This is a genomic window from Streptomyces sp. NPDC044106, from assembly GCF_056433985.1.
Genome location: NZ_JBWKFZ010000026.1, coordinates 15,781 through 32,864, shown reverse-complemented (window position 1 = coordinate 32,864; position 17,084 = coordinate 15,781). Strand labels below are relative to the sequence as shown.

The window sequence follows — 17,084 nt, the reverse complement described above, 5'->3', positions numbered from 1 at the left end:
AACCCCATGGACATACCCAGCAACACGACCGCACCTCCACCCGTCGACGACGTCAGGCCGACGGCCCCGGTGAGCAAGGCGGCCGCCCGCGGCGCCACCCGCCCCGGCGACCGGATCTTCCTCGGCCTCTCCCGCGGCTCCGGGATAGCACTCCTGGTGATCATGGGCGCGATAGCCGCGTTCCTCACCTACCGCACGGCCCTCGCCCTCTCCGACAACACGGGCAACTTCCTCACCACCTTCGAATGGGACCCGGCCGGTTCCTCCACCGGCGGCAAGCCGTACTTCGGCATCGCCGTCCTGGTCTTCGGCACCGTGGTGAGCTCGGTGATCGCCCTCCTGATCGCGGTCCCCGTCGCCATCGGCATCGCGCTCTTCATCTCGCACTACGCGCCGCGCAAGCTGGCGGGCCCCATCGCGTACGTGATCGACCTGCTGGCCGCCGTGCCCTCGATCGTGTACGGCCTGTGGGGCGCCCTCGTGGTCGCCCCCAACCTCACCGGCCTCTACAGCTGGCTCGACGACTACCTCGGCTGGACCGGCGTCTTCGAGTACCAGGGCGGCGCCCCGCGCTCCCTGATGACCGTCGGAATCCTCCTCGCGATCATGATCCTGCCGATCATCACCAACGTGAGCCGCGAAGTCTTCCTCCAGGTCCCGAAGATGCACGAGGAGGCCGCGCTGGCCCTCGGCGCCACGCGCTGGGAGGTCATCCGCATGTCGGTGCTGCCCTTCGCCCGTTCCGGCATCATCTCCGCCTCGATGCTGGGCCTCGGCCGCGCGCTCGGCGAGACGATCGCCGTCGCCACCGTGCTCTCCCCGACCTTCCTCATCAACGCGTCCGTGCTCGACTACGGCGGCGGCACCTTCGCACAGAACATCGCCAGCAAGTTCAACGAGGCCAGTGAGTACGGGCAGGACGCGCTCATCGCCTCCGGCCTGGTCCTGTTCCTCATCACGCTGCTGGTCAACGGCGCGGCCCGCCTGATCATCGCGCGCCGCAAGGAGTACTCGGGGGCCAACGCATGAGCACCACGACACCCACCCCGGCCGGGCCGTCCCCGAGCCCCGTCAAGCGGCCCAGCACGCTCCGGGCCGCCAGTCTCCCGCGCTGGTCCCCCGCGGCCGTCGCGCTCGGCTCGGCCGCCGTCGCGGTCGCCGTCGGCGCCGGGTTCGGCCTGGACAGCCGCGTCCAGTGGGGCCTGATAGCCGCCCTGCTCTTCATCGCCGGTTCGTACGTCCTCGCCGTCACCGTCGAGGGCACCAGGCAGGCCAAGGACCGCCTCGCCACCTCACTGGTCTGGGTCATGTTCCTGCTGGCCGTCGTCCCGCTGGCCTCGCTGATCTACGAGACCGTGCAGCGCGGCAGCAAGGTCTTCGACTTCTACTTCCTGAGCCACTCCATGGGAGTCGTCTCCGACGACGAGGTCGGCGGCGGTGTCTACCACGCGCTCATCGGCACCCTGGAGCAGGTGCTCCTGGCCTCCGTGATCGCCGTCCCGATCGGCCTGCTCACCGCGGTCTACCTCGTCGAGTACGGGCGCGGGAAGCTCTCCAAGGTCGTCACGTTCTTCGTGGACGTCATGACCGGCATCCCCTCGATCGTCGCCGGTCTCTTCGTCCTCAGCTTCTGGATCCTGATCCTCGGCTTCGACTTCTCCGGCTGGGCCGGCGCCATGGCGCTCGCCATCCTGATGATGCCGGTGGTCGTGCGCTCCACCGAGGAGATGCTCAAGCTCGTCCCGAACGAGCTGCGCGAGGCCTCGCTCGCCCTCGGCGTACCGAAGTGGCGCACCATCCTCAAGGTCGTCCTGCCCACCGCGATCGGCGGCATCACCACCGGCATCATGCTCTCGGTGGCCCGCATCGCCGGTGAGACGGCGCCGGTCCTGCTCCTGGTCTGGGTGAATCCCCTGATCAACACGAACCCCTTCGAGGGCTCGCAGGCGTCGCTGCCGCTGTACATCTACCAGCAGTACGCGGCGGGCAACGACGCGTCGTACGACCGCGCCTGGGCCGCGGCCCTCACGCTCATCGGCTTCATCATGATCCTCAACCTGGCGGCCCGCGGTGTAGCCCGCTGGAAGGCCCCGAAGACGGGCCGCTAGGCATCCGTCGGCCGGCTCCGCCGACGAAGGCCGTGTCAGCGCCCCTCTCGCACCAAAGACTTGAAAGAAGCAGTGATCCCCATGGCCAAGCGAATCGACGTTTCGGGCCTGACGGCCTACTACGGTTCCCACAAGGCGATCGACGACATCTCCATGACCGTGGAGCCCCGCTCCGTGACGGCCTTCATCGGCCCGTCCGGCTGCGGCAAGTCCACGTTCCTGCGCACCCTGAACCGCATGCACGAGGTCACCTCCGGGGGCCGCGTCGAGGGCAAGGTGCTCCTGGACGACGAGGACCTGTACGGCAGCGGCGTGGACCCGGTGGCGGTGCGCCGCACGGTCGGCATGGTCTTCCAGCGCCCGAACCCGTTCCCCACGATGTCGATCTTCGACAATGTCGCGGCGGGCCTGAAGCTCAACGGCTCGTACAAGAAGAGCGAACTGAACGACGTCGTCGAGAAGTCCCTCAAGGGCGCGAACCTCTGGAACGAGGTCAAGGACCGCCTCAACAAGCCGGGCTCCGGCCTCTCCGGCGGTCAGCAGCAGCGGCTGTGCATCGCGCGGGCGATCGCGGTCGAGCCCGACGTGCTCCTCATGGACGAGCCCTGCTCGGCCCTCGACCCGATCTCGACGCTCGCCATCGAGGACCTGATCGGCGAGCTCAAGGAGCGCTTCACGATCGTCATCGTGACGCACAACATGCAGCAGGCGGCCCGCGTCTCGGACCGCACCGCCTTCTTCAACCTCGCCGCCGTCGGCCAGCCCGGCAAGCTCGTCGAGATCGACGAGACGGAGCGGATCTTCTCCAACCCCTCGGTGCAGGCGACCGAGGACTACATCTCGGGCCGCTTCGGCTAGGCCGGCGCCCGGTGTGACTCCCCGCGGTGCTGCATGGCGGTGCCACCGCAGGGACAACAAGAAGGGCCCGCCCCTGGCTCCCGGGGGCGGGCCTTTCCGTGTCCCGTCAGGGGCGCGGGGAACTGCGCGACCAGCCACGACGGCCGCGCAGGCAGAGAGCTACAGGAAGGCGAGGTCGACGGCCCAGAAGCTGACCGCCGCGACCAGGGCCGCCGCAGGCATGGTGATGAACCAGCCCAGAATGATGTTCTTGGCCACGCCCCACCGCACCGCGTTGACCCGCTTCGTCGCGCCCACACCCATGATCGCGGACGTGATGACGTGCGTCGTCGAGATCGGCGCGTGGAACATGAACGCGGTCGTGAACATGATGCCCGCGCCGGTCGTCTCGGCGGCGAAGCCCTGCGGCGGGTCCAGCTCGATGATCTTGCGGCCGAGGGTACGCATGATGCGCCAGCCGCCCGCGTACGTACCGAGCGAGAGCATCAGCGCACAGGCGATCTTGACCCAGATCGGGATGGGCGCGTCCGCGCTCTGCACGTCGGAGATGACGAGCGCCATCACCACGATGCCCATCGTCTTCTGCGCGTCCTGAAGGCCGTGGCCCAGCGCCATACCGGCCGCCGACACCGTCTGCGCGATACGGAAGCCGCGCTTGGCCTTGTGCGGGTTGGACTTGCGGAACATCCACATGATCGCGCACATGACCAGGTAACCGGCGACGAGGCCGATCACCGGCGACAGGAACATCGGGATGACGATCTTGTCGACGACACCGGACCAGATGACCCCGATGCCGCCGGCGAGCGCCGCTCCGACCATGCCGCCGAACAGCGCGTGCGACGAGGAGGAGGGCAGCCCGAAGTACCAGGTGATGAGGTTCCACACGATGGCGCCGATGAGCGCCGCGAAGAGGATCCACATCCCCTTGTCACCGTGCGGGGTCTCGATGATCCCCTCGCTGACGGTCTTGGCGACCCCGCTGCCCATGAAGGCACCGGCGAGGTTCATCACCGCGGCCATGGCGAGCGCCGCGCGGGGCGTCAGCGCACGGGTGGAGACGGAAGTGGCGATGGCGTTCGCGGAGTCGTGAAAGCCGTTCGTATAGGTAAATCCGAGCGCGACGCCGATGGTCACGATCAAGGCAAAGGTGTCCATGGCGGTGCCTCAGGACTCCTTGACCGCGATGGTCTCCACGGTGTTCGCCACGTGCTCGAAGGCGTCGGCGGCCTCCTCGAGGACGTCCACGATCTGCTTGAGCTTCAGCACCTCCATGGCGTCGTACTTGCCGTTGAAGAGCTGCGCGAGGAGCTTGCGGTGGATCTGGTCGGCCTGGTTCTCCAGGCGGTTGACCTCGATCCAGTATTCGGTGAGGTTGGCCATGGTCCGCAGGTTGGGCATGGCCTCCGCCGTGAGTTCGGCGGCCCGCGCGAGCACCTCGATCTGCTGCTCGACGCCCTTGGGAAGCTCTTCGACCTGGTAGAGGACGACCAGGTCGACGGCCTCCTCCATGAAGTCCATGATGTCGTCCAGGGACGACGCGAGGTTGTAGATGTCCTCGCGGTCGAACGGCGTGATGAAGGAGGAGTTCAGCTGGTGGAAGATCGCATGCGTGGCGTCGTCTCCCGCGTGTTCCGCGGCCCGCATACGCTCTGCGATCTCGGCCCGTGCGGAAGAGTCCGCTCCGAGCAGTTCCATGAGGAGCTTCGAGCCCGTGACGATGTTGTCCGCGGATGCGGCGAACATGTCGTAGAAGCTCGTCTCCCTGGGGGTCAGACGAAAGCGCACGTGGGGTCCTCGGGGTGCTTTGGATGCGGTCAGGCTGATGCTAGGCGCATCATCCGGCCACGGCTAACCGGCCGCCCCCCAGTGTCGCCCATCAGGCACAGTGATCAGCACACCCCCCGAGAAATCGGCTATCATATACCCTACGGGGGTATATGTACCCGCAGAGATGCGGGTACGTCCGACGGGGCTCCCGCAGTGACGACCCTCGCAGTGCAGACCAGGAGGAGGACGCGATGACGACCACCGAGGCGGCCGACGCGGCTGTACCCGGCGCGGGTGCGGGCGGCGCGGGTGCGGCCGAAGCGCCCACCACCGACCATGACCGCGGGGTGCACGGGTACCACCACCAGAAGGCCGAGCACCTCAAGCGGCTGCGCCGCATCGAGGGCCAGGTGCGGGGCCTGCAGCGGATGGTCGAGGAAGACGTCTACTGCATCGACATACTCACGCAGGTCTCGGCGAGCACGAAGGCGCTGCAGTCCTTCGCGCTGCAACTCCTCGAGGAGCACCTGCGGCACTGCGTGGCCGACGCGGCGGTCAAGGGCGGCACGGAGATCGACGCGAAGGTGGAAGAGGCGACGAAGGCGATTGGGCGGATGCTCCGCACGTAGGGCTCCCGCCGGGGGGGGCGGGTACGGGGTGTGCGTGGCCCGGGGCCCGGTCGCCGTACTCCTGGCGGGGCGCCGCACCGGAGTGGGTGACCACGGGCATCGCGCACTCGGCCGCCGCGGCCCACACGGGCCGGTGACCGAGGGACCCTGCCCCATGGCGTCACCACGCGCCCGCTCCGCGAGCTTCCCCGGCCCACCCACCGGGTCCCGCACCCGGGCGGCGAGGCGCGCCCGCTCCGCGGGCTCTTCCCCACCCGCCCGCCCGGCCGGACCCGCGCCACCGCTGCAACCCGCCCTACTCCACGGGCTCACCCGGACCCACCCGCCTGAACCTGCACTCTGACGGCACCCCGTCCCCGCTCCGCGGGCTTCTCCGCCCGCATACTGGAGCCTGCACCCCAACGGCGAAGCGTGCCCGCTCCGCGGGCTCTTCCCCACCCGCCCGCCCAACCGGACCCGTACCCCCGCTACAACGCGCCCCGCCCGTCTGTCGGTCCCCGCACCGCGCCCCCGCCCTGCGGACTCACCGCCGCCCGCCCCCGACCGGGCCTGCGCCACCAGGCAACGCCTGCCCGTTCCTTTCGCTCACCGCGCGGTGCGGGGTGAACGGGTGGGTGGGTGGGATGGATCGCCGCGCAGCGGCGGACAGGAATGCCTAGAACGAACCCGCAGAGCAGCGCAGCGCAGCGCAGCCCAGAGCAACGCGAAGCAACCACGACCGGCAGAGCGACAGAGAACCGCCGAGCAGCAACGAACCGCTAAAGGGAGTCCTCCGGGTAGCAACCCGGATCCCCCGCGTCGGCAACCCGCAACACCTCATCGATCCGGTCGAAGCTCAACCGCTCCGCCGCCGCACTCGCCGCGATCATGAGCTCCCCGCACAGTTCGATCTCGGCGAGGGCGACGTGGTCCTGAACCGCCGTACCGCCACGCATCGGAGCCACGTTCATCACCTCTTCCTGACTCGCGTACCGACCGGCCCTGCCCACCCGCCGTCTCGGCCCGCGTACCCGTCCCCGCCTACCCGTCCCCACCGGTACCGACTTCCTAGGGTAGGGAGCGGCGTACGTGGCGCGCATGGCACAGACGGACCATTTCCACCAGCCACACGCGACTACTGCTCGGCGATCTTTCCGGCGAAGATGTCCTTCTCGGCCGGAAGTCGTACCCGCGCCGGTGCCCCGAAGTCGAAGAGCAGCGTGGTCGACGCCACGTTCGCGTCGGCCACGGCGAACCGCTGACGCAACTTCCGCACCCGCCCCCGCTCGTCGAGGAAGACGTCGAACGGCACACTCCCCCTGCTGAACCCTTTCGCCGCCGCCGCACCCAGCGCACCGCGCTGACCTGCGGAGGCGGCCCGAGCGGCGGCACGCAGGTCCACGACCCCGCGGTAGTGCCGCACCTGGGCCCCACCGACCCGCTCCTCCCCCACGAACCCCACCTTCCTCGCCCCGCGCAGCAGTTCCGCCGCAGCGAGGGGATCCGTGGCTCCGCCGGTGACGAGGTTCCCGTCGGAGAGCGAACGTGTCTCGATCCGCACCCACTTGTCCGCCGGCACCCCGGCCCCGCGGTTCTTCATGAAGAGCGCGCCCGCGGTCATCAGCTCGGTGATGGGCCGGTGCTCCTCCTGGCCCGCGGGATCCTGCGGCAGCACCACCTCGAACCGGCCGAGCTGGCGCCGGTAGTCGTAGGCACCGGTGCCCCTGATGGTGACGCGGGTTCCTCCGCTGGCCATCTCCATGGACGTGTTCGCCTTCGAACTGCCCGCCCGCACCAGCGAATCGGCGGCCTGCCGCACCACGTCGTCGGGGTCGGCGGCACCGCTGCCGTCGGCGGCGGCGCCGGTGTTCGAACATCCGGTGGCGACGGCGATGAGTCCCGCCACCGAGACCACGGCGGCGACCACCGCGTCCGATCCGCCCGCGCGCCGCATGTGCCGCTGCACCATCGCCTGCCTACCCCCAAGCGTCCCGCGCCTGTCGTGGCCGTTCCTTGCGTCCCTCACATAACGACCTGTCCGTTGACCCGTCACGCGGACGCCTCGTGAACGCGACCGCCAACGGCCGTTCACCCACGCTCGATACGGTGACCGCGTGGCCGATCAGCAAGTCCCTCCCGTCACCCCGGACACCCCGGATTCCGCGCCCCACCGCACGACAACGGTCGAGAAGGGCCGCTTCATCGCGGCCCACTGCGCCTGCGGCTGGCGCGGCCCCGCCCGGCGGGCCCGCAGCAAGGCCCGTACGGACGCGGCCGAACACGAGGAATCACCCTGACCCCACCGGGCACCCGTTCCCCGAACCTCCATCCGTCCGTCCGGAACCCCCGGGCCCCGCACACCGTCTCGTTCTCCGGGAAGCAACGGGAGGCGCGTCATGGAACGACGTACGTTCATCGGCACGACGGCGGCCGCGCTGGCCGCGGCGACGGTCGCGGGCTGCACGGGCAAGGGCGCGGACGGCACCGCGTCCCGCAGCGCAAGCGGCACCGCCGCCACCGGCAGCGGTACCGGCGGCAGCAGCACCCCCATCAGAACGGCCAACGCCTCCGCGTCCGCGTCCGCCTCCTCCCCCGCCACCCTCAAGGCCCTCGCCCGCGACCTGGACGGCCTCCTCGTCCAGCCCGGCGAGGCCAACTGGGCGGCGGCGCGCCAGCTCTACAACACGCGCTTCGACGACCTGAAGCCGACCGCCGTCGCCTACGTCGCGCACCCGGACGACATCCGCACCGCCCTCGCGTACGCCCGCGCCCACCGCACCCCGGTCGCGATACGCAACGGCGGCCACTCCTACGCGGGCTGGTCATCCGGCACCGGCCGGCTGATCATCGACGTGTCGAAGCTGAGCCGGATACGGGCGAGCGGGAGCACCGCCACGACAGGCGGCGGCGCCAAGCTCATCGACGTCTACCGTTCGCTCGCCGCGAAGGGCGTCACCATCCCCGCGGGCTCCTGCCCGACCGTCGGCATCTCCGGGCTCACCCTCGGCGGCGGCCACGGCGTGGTCTCCCGGGCGTACGGCCTGACCTGCGACAGCCTCACCTCCGCCACGCTGATCACGGCGGACGGCAAGCAGCTCACCGCCTCCAAGTCCGAGAACAAGGACCTCTTCTGGGCGCTGCGCGGCGCGGGCAACGGCAACTTCGGCGTCGTCACCGAGCTGACGTACCGTACGCACGCCGCGCCCCAGGGCGTCTCCGCGTACATGACCTGGCCCTGGTCGAAGGCGGCGGCGGTCGTCAAGGCGTGGCAGGCGTGGGGGCCCGACCAGCCGGACGAGATCTGGTCCTCCCTCCACCTGGCGAACACCCCGGGCGGCACCCCGACCGTCTCCGTCGCCTGCTTCTCCCTCGGCACGTACGGCGAGCTGCAGAACGCCGTCGACCGCCTCGCCGACAAGATCGGCGCGCCCGCCCGCAGCGTCTCCTTGAAGCGGCGTACGTACGAGGAGGCGATGGAGGTGTACGCGGGCTGCTCGTCGTTCCCCACCGACGCCCAGTGCCACCTGTCCGGGGCGATCCCGGGACGCAGCGGGCAGGGCGCGCTCAACCGGGAGACGTACGCGGCCAGTTCGGACTTCTTCGACCGTTCGCTCTCGGCGGCGGGCATCCGCGCGCTGCTGTCGCAGATCGAGAACGTGACGGGCGCGAGCGCGGGCAGCATCGCGCTCACCGCGCTCGGCGGCGCCATCAACCGCGTCGACCCGACCGCGACGGCCTTCGTGCACCGGCGCTCGCGCATGCTGGCGCAGTACATCGCGTCGTGGCGCGCGGGCACGTCCGGCAAGCCCGCGCAGGCATGGCTGAAAAAGGCGCACGGGGCGATGGGGCGGTACGCGTCCGGGGCGGCGTACCAGAACTACACCGACGCGACGCTGACGAACTGGCGCGAGGCGTACTACGGGGACGCGGCGCCACGCCTGAAGAAGCTGAAGAAGCAGTACGACCCGGCGCGGTTCTTCGACTTCCCGCAGGCGCTGTAGGAACGCGGGGGGACGGCGTACGTACCGGTACACCGGTACCGACGGGCTGCGAGCCTGTCTTCGAAGCCCCGCCTGCACAGCGGGAACCGCTACGCCGCGAGATCCCGCTCGTCCGGATCCGCCGCGGCTCCCGACGGCGAGGGCGATGACGGCCGCGACGCCGACCGTGACGTCGCCGCCGTACCGCTCAGCGACGCCGTGACCGGCCCGGCCTTCCGGTCCCACACCAGCCGGCCCGCGTACCGGGTCCGCCCGATCGCCTTGGCGAGGGGCGTGAGCAGCGCCATGGCGAGCGGCGAGAGGAGCAGGACGACGGCGGTGCCGAGCGCGAAGCCGCCGACGACGTCCGTCGGGTAGTGCACGCCCATGAAGACGCGGCAGAAGCCTTCGAGGACGGCGAGGCCGAGGCCTACGAGGCCGAACTTCCGGTTGGCGACGAAGAGTCCGGCGCCGACGGCCATGGCGAGCGTCGCGTGGTCGCTGACGAAGGAGTAGTCGTTCTTGCCGTCGGCGAGGAGTTCCAGGCCACGGTGGTCGCGGAATGGACGCGGTCGTTCCACGAAGCTGCGGATGGGGATGTTGACCAGTACGGCGAGGCCGGCGGCGAGCGGCGTCCAGACGACGGCGGCGACCGAGGAGGCGGCGTCGTCGAGGGTGGCGCGCCTGCGCTGGCCCCACCAGCACCACACCACGAGGAGCACGAGGGCGAGCAGCAGGCCGTACTCCCCGACGAACGCCATGGCGCTGTCGAGCCAGGACGGGGAGTCCTTCGCCAGGCCGTTGATGTCGTAGAGCAGGCTGACGTCGGGGTTCGACCCGGATTCATCGAGTCCAGCCATGGCGCTGCGGCCCCTTGTCTCCTAGCCCATGGGCGCACGTTTCTGTGCGCCCGTCCATCAACCCCCGTGGTCGGTCCAGTCAAGGGAACCCCTATCCCCTGTTCTCCGTTCCACTCTCCACTGAAAGATCACTGAGACGTTACCGAAGAGAGACTCGTCGCCGCAGCTCAGGGGAGTGTTCTAACCGAGAGTTCAAGCCACGTCACACCGTGCGTCCGGCTCCGCATATCCGTCCGCACATCCGTGTGGCGAAGCTCCAGACATCCCCGGCCGCGCGCGTCGTCAAACCTCCGACGGCTTGTCCGGCAAGGCCTTGGCGCCGTCCTCCGTGACCCGCGTCGCGCCGAAGTAGTCGGGCGTGTCGACCGGGTCGAAGCGGATCACGGCGCCGGGCCGCGGCGCGTCGATCATGTATCCGCCGCCGACGTAGATGCCGACGTGCCGGATGGCGCGGGAATTGGTGAGGTCGTCGGAGAAGAACACCAGGTCGCCGGGGAGCAGTTCGTCCCTCTTGGGGTGCGGGCCCGCGTTGTACTGGTCGTTGGCGACGCGCGGCAGGGTGATGCCGACGGTGCGGTAGGCGGCGAGTGTGAGCCCCGAGCAGTCGAAGCGGCCGTTCTGCTCGGCGGTGCCGTTACCGCCCCACAGGTACTCGGTGCCGAGCTTCTTCTGCGCGTAGTAGATGGCCCCGGCCGCCTGCCGGGAGGGCGCGACCCGGCCGACGGGCCGGGCGAAGCTCTTGGAGAGGTTCGTGATGGTCTTCACGTAGTTCTGGGTCTCGCTGTAGGGCGGTACGCCGCCGTACTTGATGACGGCGTAGGCGCCCGCGTTGTACGCGGCGAGCATGTTCTTGGTCGGGTCACCGGGGGCGTCCTTCACGTATCCGGCGAGCTTGCAGTCGTACGACGCCGCGGACGGGATGGCGTCCTGGGGGTCCCAGATGTCGCGGTCGCCGTCGCCGTCGCCGTCGAGGCCGTGCGTCGCCCACGTACCGGGGATGAACTGCGCTATGCCGAGCGCCTGGGCCGGGCTCTTGGCCCGCGGGTTGAAGCCGCTCTCCTGGTAGAGCTGCGCGGCGAGCAGGGCGGGGTTGATCGCCTTGCAGAGATTGCCCCACTTCTGCACGAGGGGCTGGTAGGTGGCGGGCACGGCTCCCTTGGCGAGCCCCACGGACTCACCCGTGGCCCCGCCCGCGAGGCTCCCCGCGGCCATGTACGTCCCGACGACGAGCAGCGCGACGAAGCCGGCGGCACCGCTCGTCCCGACGGACGCGATCAACCACGCCTTACGCACCGTCAACCACCCCTCACCCGCCGGTAGCCCAACGGCGCTCAGTGTAGAGGTCCGGTACGACAACAGGGTGGATCAGACAGGGAGCATCGGTGCACGCCCGCGGGTGTCCATACACCAGCCCATCCCCGCGGCGACCTGAAAGTGATCAACGGCACAGCCGAAAAGATGACCGGCGGACGATCGGATTCCTCCTTTACGGTGAGCGCCGACCAATCAGTTACGGCCAAGTAGGCGTGATTTTAGGAGAGTTCATGCGCAAGCTTTTGACGGGGAAGCGCAAGCTCGCGGTCCTGGGCGCACTGACGGCGGTCGCCATCGGCGTGCCCACTGTGGGTGCGGTGGCCGCGGAGATCAGCGGGAGCAGGCTGCCGTTCGCTCTCGCCACCGCGGGCAGCAAGGAGGACGGTGACCGCTGGAAGGGCAAGAGCAGCGGTCACGCCAAGGTCTGCGGCGATGTCCCGGTGAACGACACGCGGACGTTCAGCGCGTACATCTACCAGGACAAGAACCTCCGCCCCGACCCGAAGATCACGAGCACCTCCCGCAGCTACAAGCAGGCCTACGGCTGCGGCGGTTACAAGGGCACCAGCACGAGTGGCAAGTACTACACCAAGGCCACTTGGGCGGGCATCCCCGGCAGCCGGGCCTACGGTTACGTGAACGCCCAGAACTGATCCACTACTGAAGGCTCAGGACTCAGGAATCACGTGAGCACTCCCCACAGCCCCGCCGCGACCGGCTCCCAGCCGGTCGCGGCGGTCGCGGACGTCACCGTCCAGTACGGCTCGACGACCGCCCTCGACGACGTATCCCTCACCTTCCCCGCCGGGGTCACCGGCCTCCTCGGACCCAACGGCGCTGGGAAAAGCACCCTGTTGTCCCTGCTGAGCACGGCGCGCAGGCCCAACTCCGGTACGGTCACCCTCCTCGGTGAAGAGGCCCCCGGCCGGGCCCGCGTGCAGCGCCTGCGACGGCGGATCGGGGTGCTCCCGCAGTCCTTCGGGTTCTACCCCCGCTTCACCGTCATGGAGTTCACCGAGTACGCGGCGTGGCTGCGCAAGGTGCCGGCGGCGCAGCGGCGCGAGCGGGCCCGCGAGGCGCTGCGCCTGGTGCAGATGGAGAAGTACGCCGACCGCAGGATGGGCGCCCTGTCCGGCGGCATGCTGCGCCGCGTCGGCATCGCCCAGGCCATGGTCAACGAGCCCTCCCTGGTCCTCCTCGACGAGCCGACAGTCGGCCTCGACCCGGCCCAGCGCGTCGGATTCCGCTCCCTCATCCAGGAGTTGGGCGATCGGTGCGCGGTGGTGATGAGCACCCACCTCGCCGAGGACGTGGCTCATGTGTGCGACCGGGTCGCCGTCCTCCTCGAAGGCACGGTCCGGTTCACGGGGACGGTCGCCGAACTGTGCGCCCTGCCACCCGACGCCGAGGAGACGCAAGTCGACGGGGGAGCCGTGGAAGCCGGATATCTGCATCTGGCCGGAACGGAAGCGGTGGCCAGCTGATGCGCGTCCTGCTGACCGAGATGCGCCGCGGCGAGGCCAAATGGGCCGCCGCGCTCATGGGAGCCGCCGGCGTCTACTACCTCAGCGCGGAGAGCCCCGGCGAGAGCGACTGGATCGGCTGGTGGAACCAGACGAGCCTCCAGGTCCAGCTCTTCTCGGTGATCGTGATGGGTTCCGTGATGAGCGCCGCGGCCGCCTGGGGCGCGGGCCGCGCCTTCCGCCACCGCACCAGGGTCTGGGCCGACACCGCCGCACGCGGTGGCTGGTCCCAGGCGCTGCTGCTCTGGCTCGCGGTGTGGCTGTGGGCCCTGATCGCGTACGCCGTCCTGATCGCCGTAGCGTTCTCGCGGACCGCGGGCGTCAGTGATGTCTACGAGCCCGCGTGGACACCGCTGCTGCTCGGCGCGGGAATGATGGGCCTGGAGATCGCCGTCGGCGTCGCCATCGGCTCGGCGCTCCCCTCCCGTGTGATCGCCCCCTTCGCGGGGATCTTCTGGTACGGCCTCTTCGTCTTCGTCGCGTTCGTCCCCGACACCCCGCTCGACAAGCTGTTCCCTGCGATAGACGAGTTCTGGAGCTCGGAGTTCGAGCCGAACACGACCCGCATGCTGATCGCCGCCGCCTGGTGCCTGACGTTCGGCCTTGCCCTGACCGCGCTCCCCGCGCTGTGGCGCCGCGCCGCGCTCGCACCGCGCCCGCTCGCCCTCGGGGCGCTCACGGTGGTCGCGCTGGTCGCGGGCGGCACGCTCGTGGCGTTCCGCACGCCGGTGCCCGACTCGTACTGGGCGGTGCGCAAGGAGCAGCCCGCGCAGCCGCTCTGCGCCGCGAGCGGCCGCACCAAGGTATGCCTGTGGCCGGAGGACCGCCATCTGCTTCCGCAGGCCCGCGCCGCCGTACGCACCGTCGACTCCGGCCTCGGTGACCTCTCCAACCTCAACCGTGCCTTCTACGCCAGCGGCCTCAAGCGCCCTGCGGGCCACACCGCCGAACTCCCCCTGATGACCCCCGCGGAGAGCCAGGTCGACCTGACGGACGCCATGTTCTCCGCCGCCCTGCCCCAGCCCACGTCACCGGAGTGCGCCCCCCACCTCCTCAAGAAGGCGGGCGGCTATCCGGACACCTTCCTCTTCGAAGCGGCCGTCCGCTCCCGCATCGGGGCGCCCGGCGAGTACTACGGCGAGGAGTTCGGCCGCGCCCTGGAGCGGATCACCGACGCGCCGCGCGCGAAGCAGGACGAGTGGATCGAGGCCGCGGCCGACGACATCCGCGCGTGCAAGCCCGTCCCCGAGCTCCCCTCGTCTCACTGAGCGAATCGACCGTGCCGCTATGACCCCCATGAACCCCACACCGAACACCCCGACCGACTCCGAGAACCCCGCGCCGAGCCCCCCGGCCGACCCCGGGAGCCCCGCGCCGAGCCCCCCGGCCGACCCCGAAACCCCCGCACCGAACACCCCGGCCAACCCCGAAACCCCCGCACCGAACACCCCGGCCAACCCCGAGAACCCCGCACCGAACACCCCGGCCAACCCCGAAATCCCCACACCGAACACCCCGGCCAACCCCGGGAATTCCGCCCCTCGGGCAAGCCGGTCGCGCGACCCCCGCCTGAGCGCCGCTCTCGCCTTCGTACGCTGCCGGGGCCTGCCCCGCGCCGCGAGCGCCGCGCTGCTCGTCGCCCTGGCGGCGACCGCCTTCGCGGGGCAGCGCGTGGCGGTACCGGAGTTCCGCTACCTGGTCGACTTCAGCGTGCCGGTGGCCGAAGTCGTCCCGCTCGCCCACGCGGTCATCCTCGCCACCACACTGTTCTCCCCCATGGCCGACCTGGAACAGACCTCGGCCCAGCCGATGATCCGCCACCGCAGCCTGTACCTCCTCGCCCTCCTCGCCCTGGCCCTCGGCCTGAGCGCCCTGCCACTGCTCGCCGGCGCCACGGGCGAGGTCTTCGCCTCGGCGGCCCGCAACGTCATCGGCTACCTGGGCCTCGCCATGCTCAGCGCCCGCCTCTTCGGCAGCGGCCTCGCCTGGCTGCTCCCCCTGGCCGTGTTCGGCCCCACGCTGCTCCTCGGCGTAGCCAGCGACAACACCCCCGAGCCCTGGGCCTGGTCACTCCACCCCGCCTCCAGCACCTCGGCCGCGACCGTAGCCGCAGCCCTCTGGCTGACGGGCGCGTGCGCGTCGGCGACAGCGGGACCACGGCAGACGGAGCGGGCGGAGCAGAACTGACCTTGCCCCGGCTCGCCGGGTCCTCGGTCCCCGGTCCCGCCGCTCCCCCGCCACGGGGAGCCGGGCGTGACCTCGGCCCACAGCAACTTCCCCGCGCCCACGCTTCCCACCGGGTAGGCCCCCCACCGATGTGCGCGTTGTTCAGCAACTCCCCCGCCGGCAACTCGGCGGAGGGCACGAGTTCGCCGGGCCCGTACGTCTCCAGGACCGCCCGCAGGGTGACTCGGGCGATGCGAGGGGCTCTGGGATCGTGGGGGAGTTGGAGGGTGCAGGTCCAGGGCGGGGATACGGTTGGGTGCATGGAAGCCCCGTTCTGGGTGGGGAGTTGCCGGATGGTTCCCAGTGCTGATCCGCAACGCCAAACTGGGCGCAGGCACCGAAGCGGCCTGAGGGGACGTGGGGGTATGTGCGCACGGAGCACCTCGCCCGCGATAGCGCCATTGTTCGTGCAGCGTGGCGCAGGGATAGCGAGTACGCACATACCCCCGCGGCCCCGCCCCACAGACACACCCGGGGCGCAGACCCCCGCCAAAGCGAAGCCGCACACGCAACCGCAACCGCAACCGCAACCGCCTACGAAAACGCACAGGAAGGGACGCCCACCCCAGCCATGACCGAGACCCCGAGCCCCAAGCCCATCCCCGCCGACCTCGACTGGATCCGCGCCGCCCCCGAGGACGAGCAGGGCCCCGGCCCCTGGATCGAGATCGCCTTCGGCGCGGACGACGCCGTCTACCTCCGCGAGACCAGCGACCCGGACAACGTCGTCACGACCAACCGCAAGAAGTGGGACGCCTTCGTACTCGGCGTACAGGCCGGAGAGTTCGACCACTTCGTGGAAGGGTTCGACCTTTCCTGACGCCCGCGCGTCCCACGGCAGCGTTCCAGGGAGGAGGCGTTTCCGCAGGTCAGACCCGGTGCGAGCATTCCAGCGTTCCTGATCACCCGGCGCCCCTTGCCCCGTCGCGGCGGCACCCGCTTCGCTGGTCACCAGGCCGGACGACACGGCCTCGCAGAACGGCCCAGCGCACCTGCTCACGCCACCGCTCACTCACCCACGGGGTCCCTCATGAAGCACGCCCACGCCACCAAGACGCTCCTCGCAGGCCTCGCCCTGATCAGCACCCTGGGCCTGACCGCCTGCAACGGTGACGACGGCAGCACGGACGCGGCCCCCGCAGGCTCCTCCAGCGGCCAGGCGAACGGGGGCGGCAGCGGCAGCGACGGCTCCAGCGGCTCCACCGAGGGCAGCACCGGCAACGGCGGCAGCGGCAGCGGTGGCAGCACCGGCGGGAAGGGCAGCGACACCGGCACCGGTGACGGCCAAGGCACCGCCGCGGGCGCCGGTTCGAACAACGGCGGCAAGGTCGGCATGTGCCGCAGCGACGAGCTCGAGGTGACGGCCACCGACAACTCCACCGACAAGACGGAAGGCGTCGTCACCGTCCAGTTCAAGAACGGCGGCGGCCGCGACTGCTCGATCAACGGCTACGCGGGCGTCGACCTGAAGGCCGCCACCGGCGACACCGTTTCCGTGGACCGCAACGGCGAGCAGGCCCGACCCTCGGTCCTCAAGGACGGCGAGTCCGCCGCCTTCAATATTACGTTCGCCATCAACAACACCGGCGGCTCCGGCGTACGCATCGCCAAGATTCTCGTGACGCCGCCGAACGAGACGAAGACCGTCACCATCGCCTGGCCCGCCGGCACGCTGCCGGTGAGCGAGGACGGTGGCGGCACCGAGCTGGCCATCGGACCGGTCGTCAAGGCCAGCGATTCCCCCGCGGGCTGAGGTAGCCAAGCAGACCCCTGCGATCAGCGAAGGTGCTGGTCACAGGGGTTTCATGCGTTCAGGCACCGTTCGAGCACCCGCCAC

General features: G+C 70.2%; 18 protein-coding genes. 12 read left to right on the top strand and 6 right to left on the bottom strand.

The window, feature by feature from the left end:
- The first annotated feature begins 6 nt into the window (after window positions 1-6).
- From pstC to pstB, 3 genes are all read left to right on the top strand, one after another.
- Window positions 7-1,029, top strand: a complete 1,023-nt coding sequence (gene pstC, locus AC07DI_RS33845; protein WP_384261482.1) for a phosphate ABC transporter permease subunit PstC — start codon at window positions 7-9, stop codon at window positions 1,027-1,029.
- Entirely contained in the window at window positions 1,026-2,108 is a 1,083-nt protein-coding gene (pstA, locus tag AC07DI_RS33840) for a phosphate ABC transporter permease PstA (protein WP_478908442.1), read from the top strand. The genes pstC and pstA overlap by 4 nt, the downstream gene beginning before the upstream one ends.
- An 81-nt stretch (window positions 2,109-2,189) precedes the next feature.
- Entirely contained in the window at window positions 2,190-2,966 is a 777-nt protein-coding gene (pstB, locus tag AC07DI_RS33835) for a phosphate ABC transporter ATP-binding protein PstB (RefSeq protein ID WP_384261477.1), read from the top strand.
- 159 nt (window positions 2,967-3,125) lie between these two features.
- Here pstB and AC07DI_RS33830 read toward each other — a convergent pair whose 3' ends face one another.
- Window positions 3,126-4,124: an inorganic phosphate transporter gene (locus tag AC07DI_RS33830; RefSeq protein WP_478908440.1), complete on the bottom strand. Its 999-nt coding sequence runs from the start codon at window positions 4,122-4,124 to the stop codon at window positions 3,126-3,128.
- A 9-nt stretch (window positions 4,125-4,133) separates the two neighbouring features.
- A complete protein-coding gene (locus tag AC07DI_RS33825) occupies window positions 4,134-4,754 on the bottom strand; it encodes a DUF47 domain-containing protein (RefSeq protein ID WP_268772062.1) in 621 nt (206 codons plus the stop codon).
- A 233-nt stretch (window positions 4,755-4,987) separates the two neighbouring features.
- On the opposite strand from AC07DI_RS33825, the gene AC07DI_RS33820 reads away from it, so the two are divergent.
- Window positions 4,988-5,365, top strand: coding sequence for a metal-sensitive transcriptional regulator (locus tag AC07DI_RS33820; RefSeq protein WP_478908438.1), 378 nt, complete (start codon window positions 4,988-4,990; stop codon window positions 5,363-5,365).
- A 758-nt stretch (window positions 5,366-6,123) separates the two neighbouring features.
- Here the strand turns inward: AC07DI_RS33820 and AC07DI_RS33815 are convergent.
- Both AC07DI_RS33815 and AC07DI_RS33810 read right to left on the bottom strand, forming a co-directional pair.
- The gene (locus tag AC07DI_RS33815) at window positions 6,124-6,315 is read right to left on the bottom strand and encodes a hypothetical protein (protein ID WP_384261470.1); all 192 of its coding nucleotides are present in this window, start codon (window positions 6,313-6,315) and stop codon (window positions 6,124-6,126) included.
- A gap of 164 nt (window positions 6,316-6,479) precedes the next feature.
- Window positions 6,480-7,313, bottom strand: a complete 834-nt coding sequence (locus AC07DI_RS33810) for an SCO4651 family lipoprotein (protein WP_478908436.1) — start codon at window positions 7,311-7,313, stop codon at window positions 6,480-6,482.
- A 145-nt stretch (window positions 7,314-7,458) separates the two neighbouring features.
- Here AC07DI_RS33810 and AC07DI_RS33805 point away from each other — a divergent pair, with 145 nt between their 5' ends.
- On the top strand, window positions 7,459-7,641 hold the full coding sequence (locus AC07DI_RS33805) for a hypothetical protein (protein WP_478908434.1): 183 nt from the start codon (window positions 7,459-7,461) through the stop codon (window positions 7,639-7,641).
- A 99-nt stretch (window positions 7,642-7,740) separates the two neighbouring features.
- Window positions 7,741-9,345, top strand: coding sequence for an FAD-binding oxidoreductase (locus tag AC07DI_RS33800; RefSeq protein ID WP_478908433.1), 1,605 nt, complete (start codon window positions 7,741-7,743; stop codon window positions 9,343-9,345).
- Between the two features lie 89 nt (window positions 9,346-9,434).
- On the opposite strand, the gene AC07DI_RS33795 is transcribed toward AC07DI_RS33800, so the two are convergent.
- Window positions 9,435-10,184 carry a phosphatase PAP2 family protein gene (locus AC07DI_RS33795; RefSeq protein ID WP_478908431.1) on the bottom strand — a complete coding sequence of 250 codons (750 nt, stop codon included), beginning with the start codon at window positions 10,182-10,184 and terminating at the stop codon, window positions 9,435-9,437.
- A gap of 282 nt (window positions 10,185-10,466) precedes the next feature.
- On the bottom strand, window positions 10,467-11,477 hold the full coding sequence (locus AC07DI_RS33790) for a C40 family peptidase (protein ID WP_478908514.1): 1,011 nt from the start codon (window positions 11,475-11,477) through the stop codon (window positions 10,467-10,469).
- Window positions 11,478-11,728: 251 nt separating this feature from the next.
- Between AC07DI_RS33790 and AC07DI_RS33785 the strand changes: the two genes are divergently transcribed.
- The 6 genes from AC07DI_RS33785 to AC07DI_RS33760 all read left to right on the top strand — a co-directional run bounded on the left by AC07DI_RS33785 (window position 11,729) and on the right by AC07DI_RS33760 (window position 17,000).
- On the top strand, window positions 11,729-12,151 hold the full coding sequence (locus AC07DI_RS33785; protein ID WP_478908429.1) for a hypothetical protein: 423 nt from the start codon (window positions 11,729-11,731) through the stop codon (window positions 12,149-12,151).
- A gap of 33 nt (window positions 12,152-12,184) precedes the next feature.
- On the top strand, window positions 12,185-12,982 hold the full coding sequence (locus tag AC07DI_RS33780; protein WP_384261453.1) for an ATP-binding cassette domain-containing protein: 798 nt from the start codon (window positions 12,185-12,187) through the stop codon (window positions 12,980-12,982).
- Complete coding sequence (locus AC07DI_RS33775; RefSeq protein ID WP_478908428.1) at window positions 12,982-14,289, top strand: DUF7224 domain-containing protein; 1,308 nt, start codon at window positions 12,982-12,984, stop codon at window positions 14,287-14,289. The genes AC07DI_RS33780 and AC07DI_RS33775 overlap by 1 nt, the downstream gene beginning before the upstream one ends.
- Window positions 14,290-14,308: 19 nt before the next feature.
- Window positions 14,309-15,208, top strand: coding sequence for a hypothetical protein (locus AC07DI_RS33770; RefSeq protein WP_478908426.1), 900 nt, complete (start codon window positions 14,309-14,311; stop codon window positions 15,206-15,208).
- Window positions 15,209-15,818: 610 nt separating this feature from the next.
- Complete coding sequence (locus AC07DI_RS33765; protein ID WP_478908424.1) at window positions 15,819-16,067, top strand: DUF397 domain-containing protein; 249 nt, start codon at window positions 15,819-15,821, stop codon at window positions 16,065-16,067.
- Between the two features lie 210 nt (window positions 16,068-16,277).
- Window positions 16,278-17,000, top strand: a complete 723-nt coding sequence (locus tag AC07DI_RS33760) for a DUF4232 domain-containing protein (protein WP_478908423.1) — start codon at window positions 16,278-16,280, stop codon at window positions 16,998-17,000.
- Window positions 17,001-17,084: the final 84 nt, after the last annotated feature.

Coding starts and splice junctions, on each gene's coding strand:
- pstC (WP_384261482.1), top strand. CDS start 7: ATGGACATACCCAGCAACACGACCGCACCTCCACCCGTCGACGACGTC.
- pstA (WP_478908442.1), top strand. CDS start 1,026: ATGAGCACCACGACACCCACCCCGGCCGGGCCGTCCCCGAGCCCCGTC.
- pstB (WP_384261477.1), top strand. CDS start 2,190: ATGGCCAAGCGAATCGACGTTTCGGGCCTGACGGCCTACTACGGTTCC.
- AC07DI_RS33830 (WP_478908440.1), bottom strand. CDS start 4,124: ATGGACACCTTTGCCTTGATCGTGACCATCGGCGTCGCGCTCGGATTT.
- AC07DI_RS33820 (WP_478908438.1), top strand. CDS start 4,988: ATGACGACCACCGAGGCGGCCGACGCGGCTGTACCCGGCGCGGGTGCG.
- AC07DI_RS33815 (WP_384261470.1), bottom strand. CDS start 6,315: ATGAACGTGGCTCCGATGCGTGGCGGTACGGCGGTTCAGGACCACGTC.
- AC07DI_RS33810 (WP_478908436.1), bottom strand. CDS start 7,313: ATGGTGCAGCGGCACATGCGGCGCGCGGGCGGATCGGACGCGGTGGTC.
- AC07DI_RS33800 (WP_478908433.1), top strand. CDS start 7,741: ATGGAACGACGTACGTTCATCGGCACGACGGCGGCCGCGCTGGCCGCG.
- AC07DI_RS33795 (WP_478908431.1), bottom strand. CDS start 10,184: ATGGCTGGACTCGATGAATCCGGGTCGAACCCCGACGTCAGCCTGCTC.
- AC07DI_RS33785 (WP_478908429.1), top strand. CDS start 11,729: ATGCGCAAGCTTTTGACGGGGAAGCGCAAGCTCGCGGTCCTGGGCGCA.
- AC07DI_RS33775 (WP_478908428.1), top strand. CDS start 12,982: ATGCGCGTCCTGCTGACCGAGATGCGCCGCGGCGAGGCCAAATGGGCC.
- AC07DI_RS33770 (WP_478908426.1), top strand. CDS start 14,309: ATGACCCCCATGAACCCCACACCGAACACCCCGACCGACTCCGAGAAC.
- AC07DI_RS33765 (WP_478908424.1), top strand. CDS start 15,819: ATGACCGAGACCCCGAGCCCCAAGCCCATCCCCGCCGACCTCGACTGG.
- AC07DI_RS33760 (WP_478908423.1), top strand. CDS start 16,278: ATGAAGCACGCCCACGCCACCAAGACGCTCCTCGCAGGCCTCGCCCTG.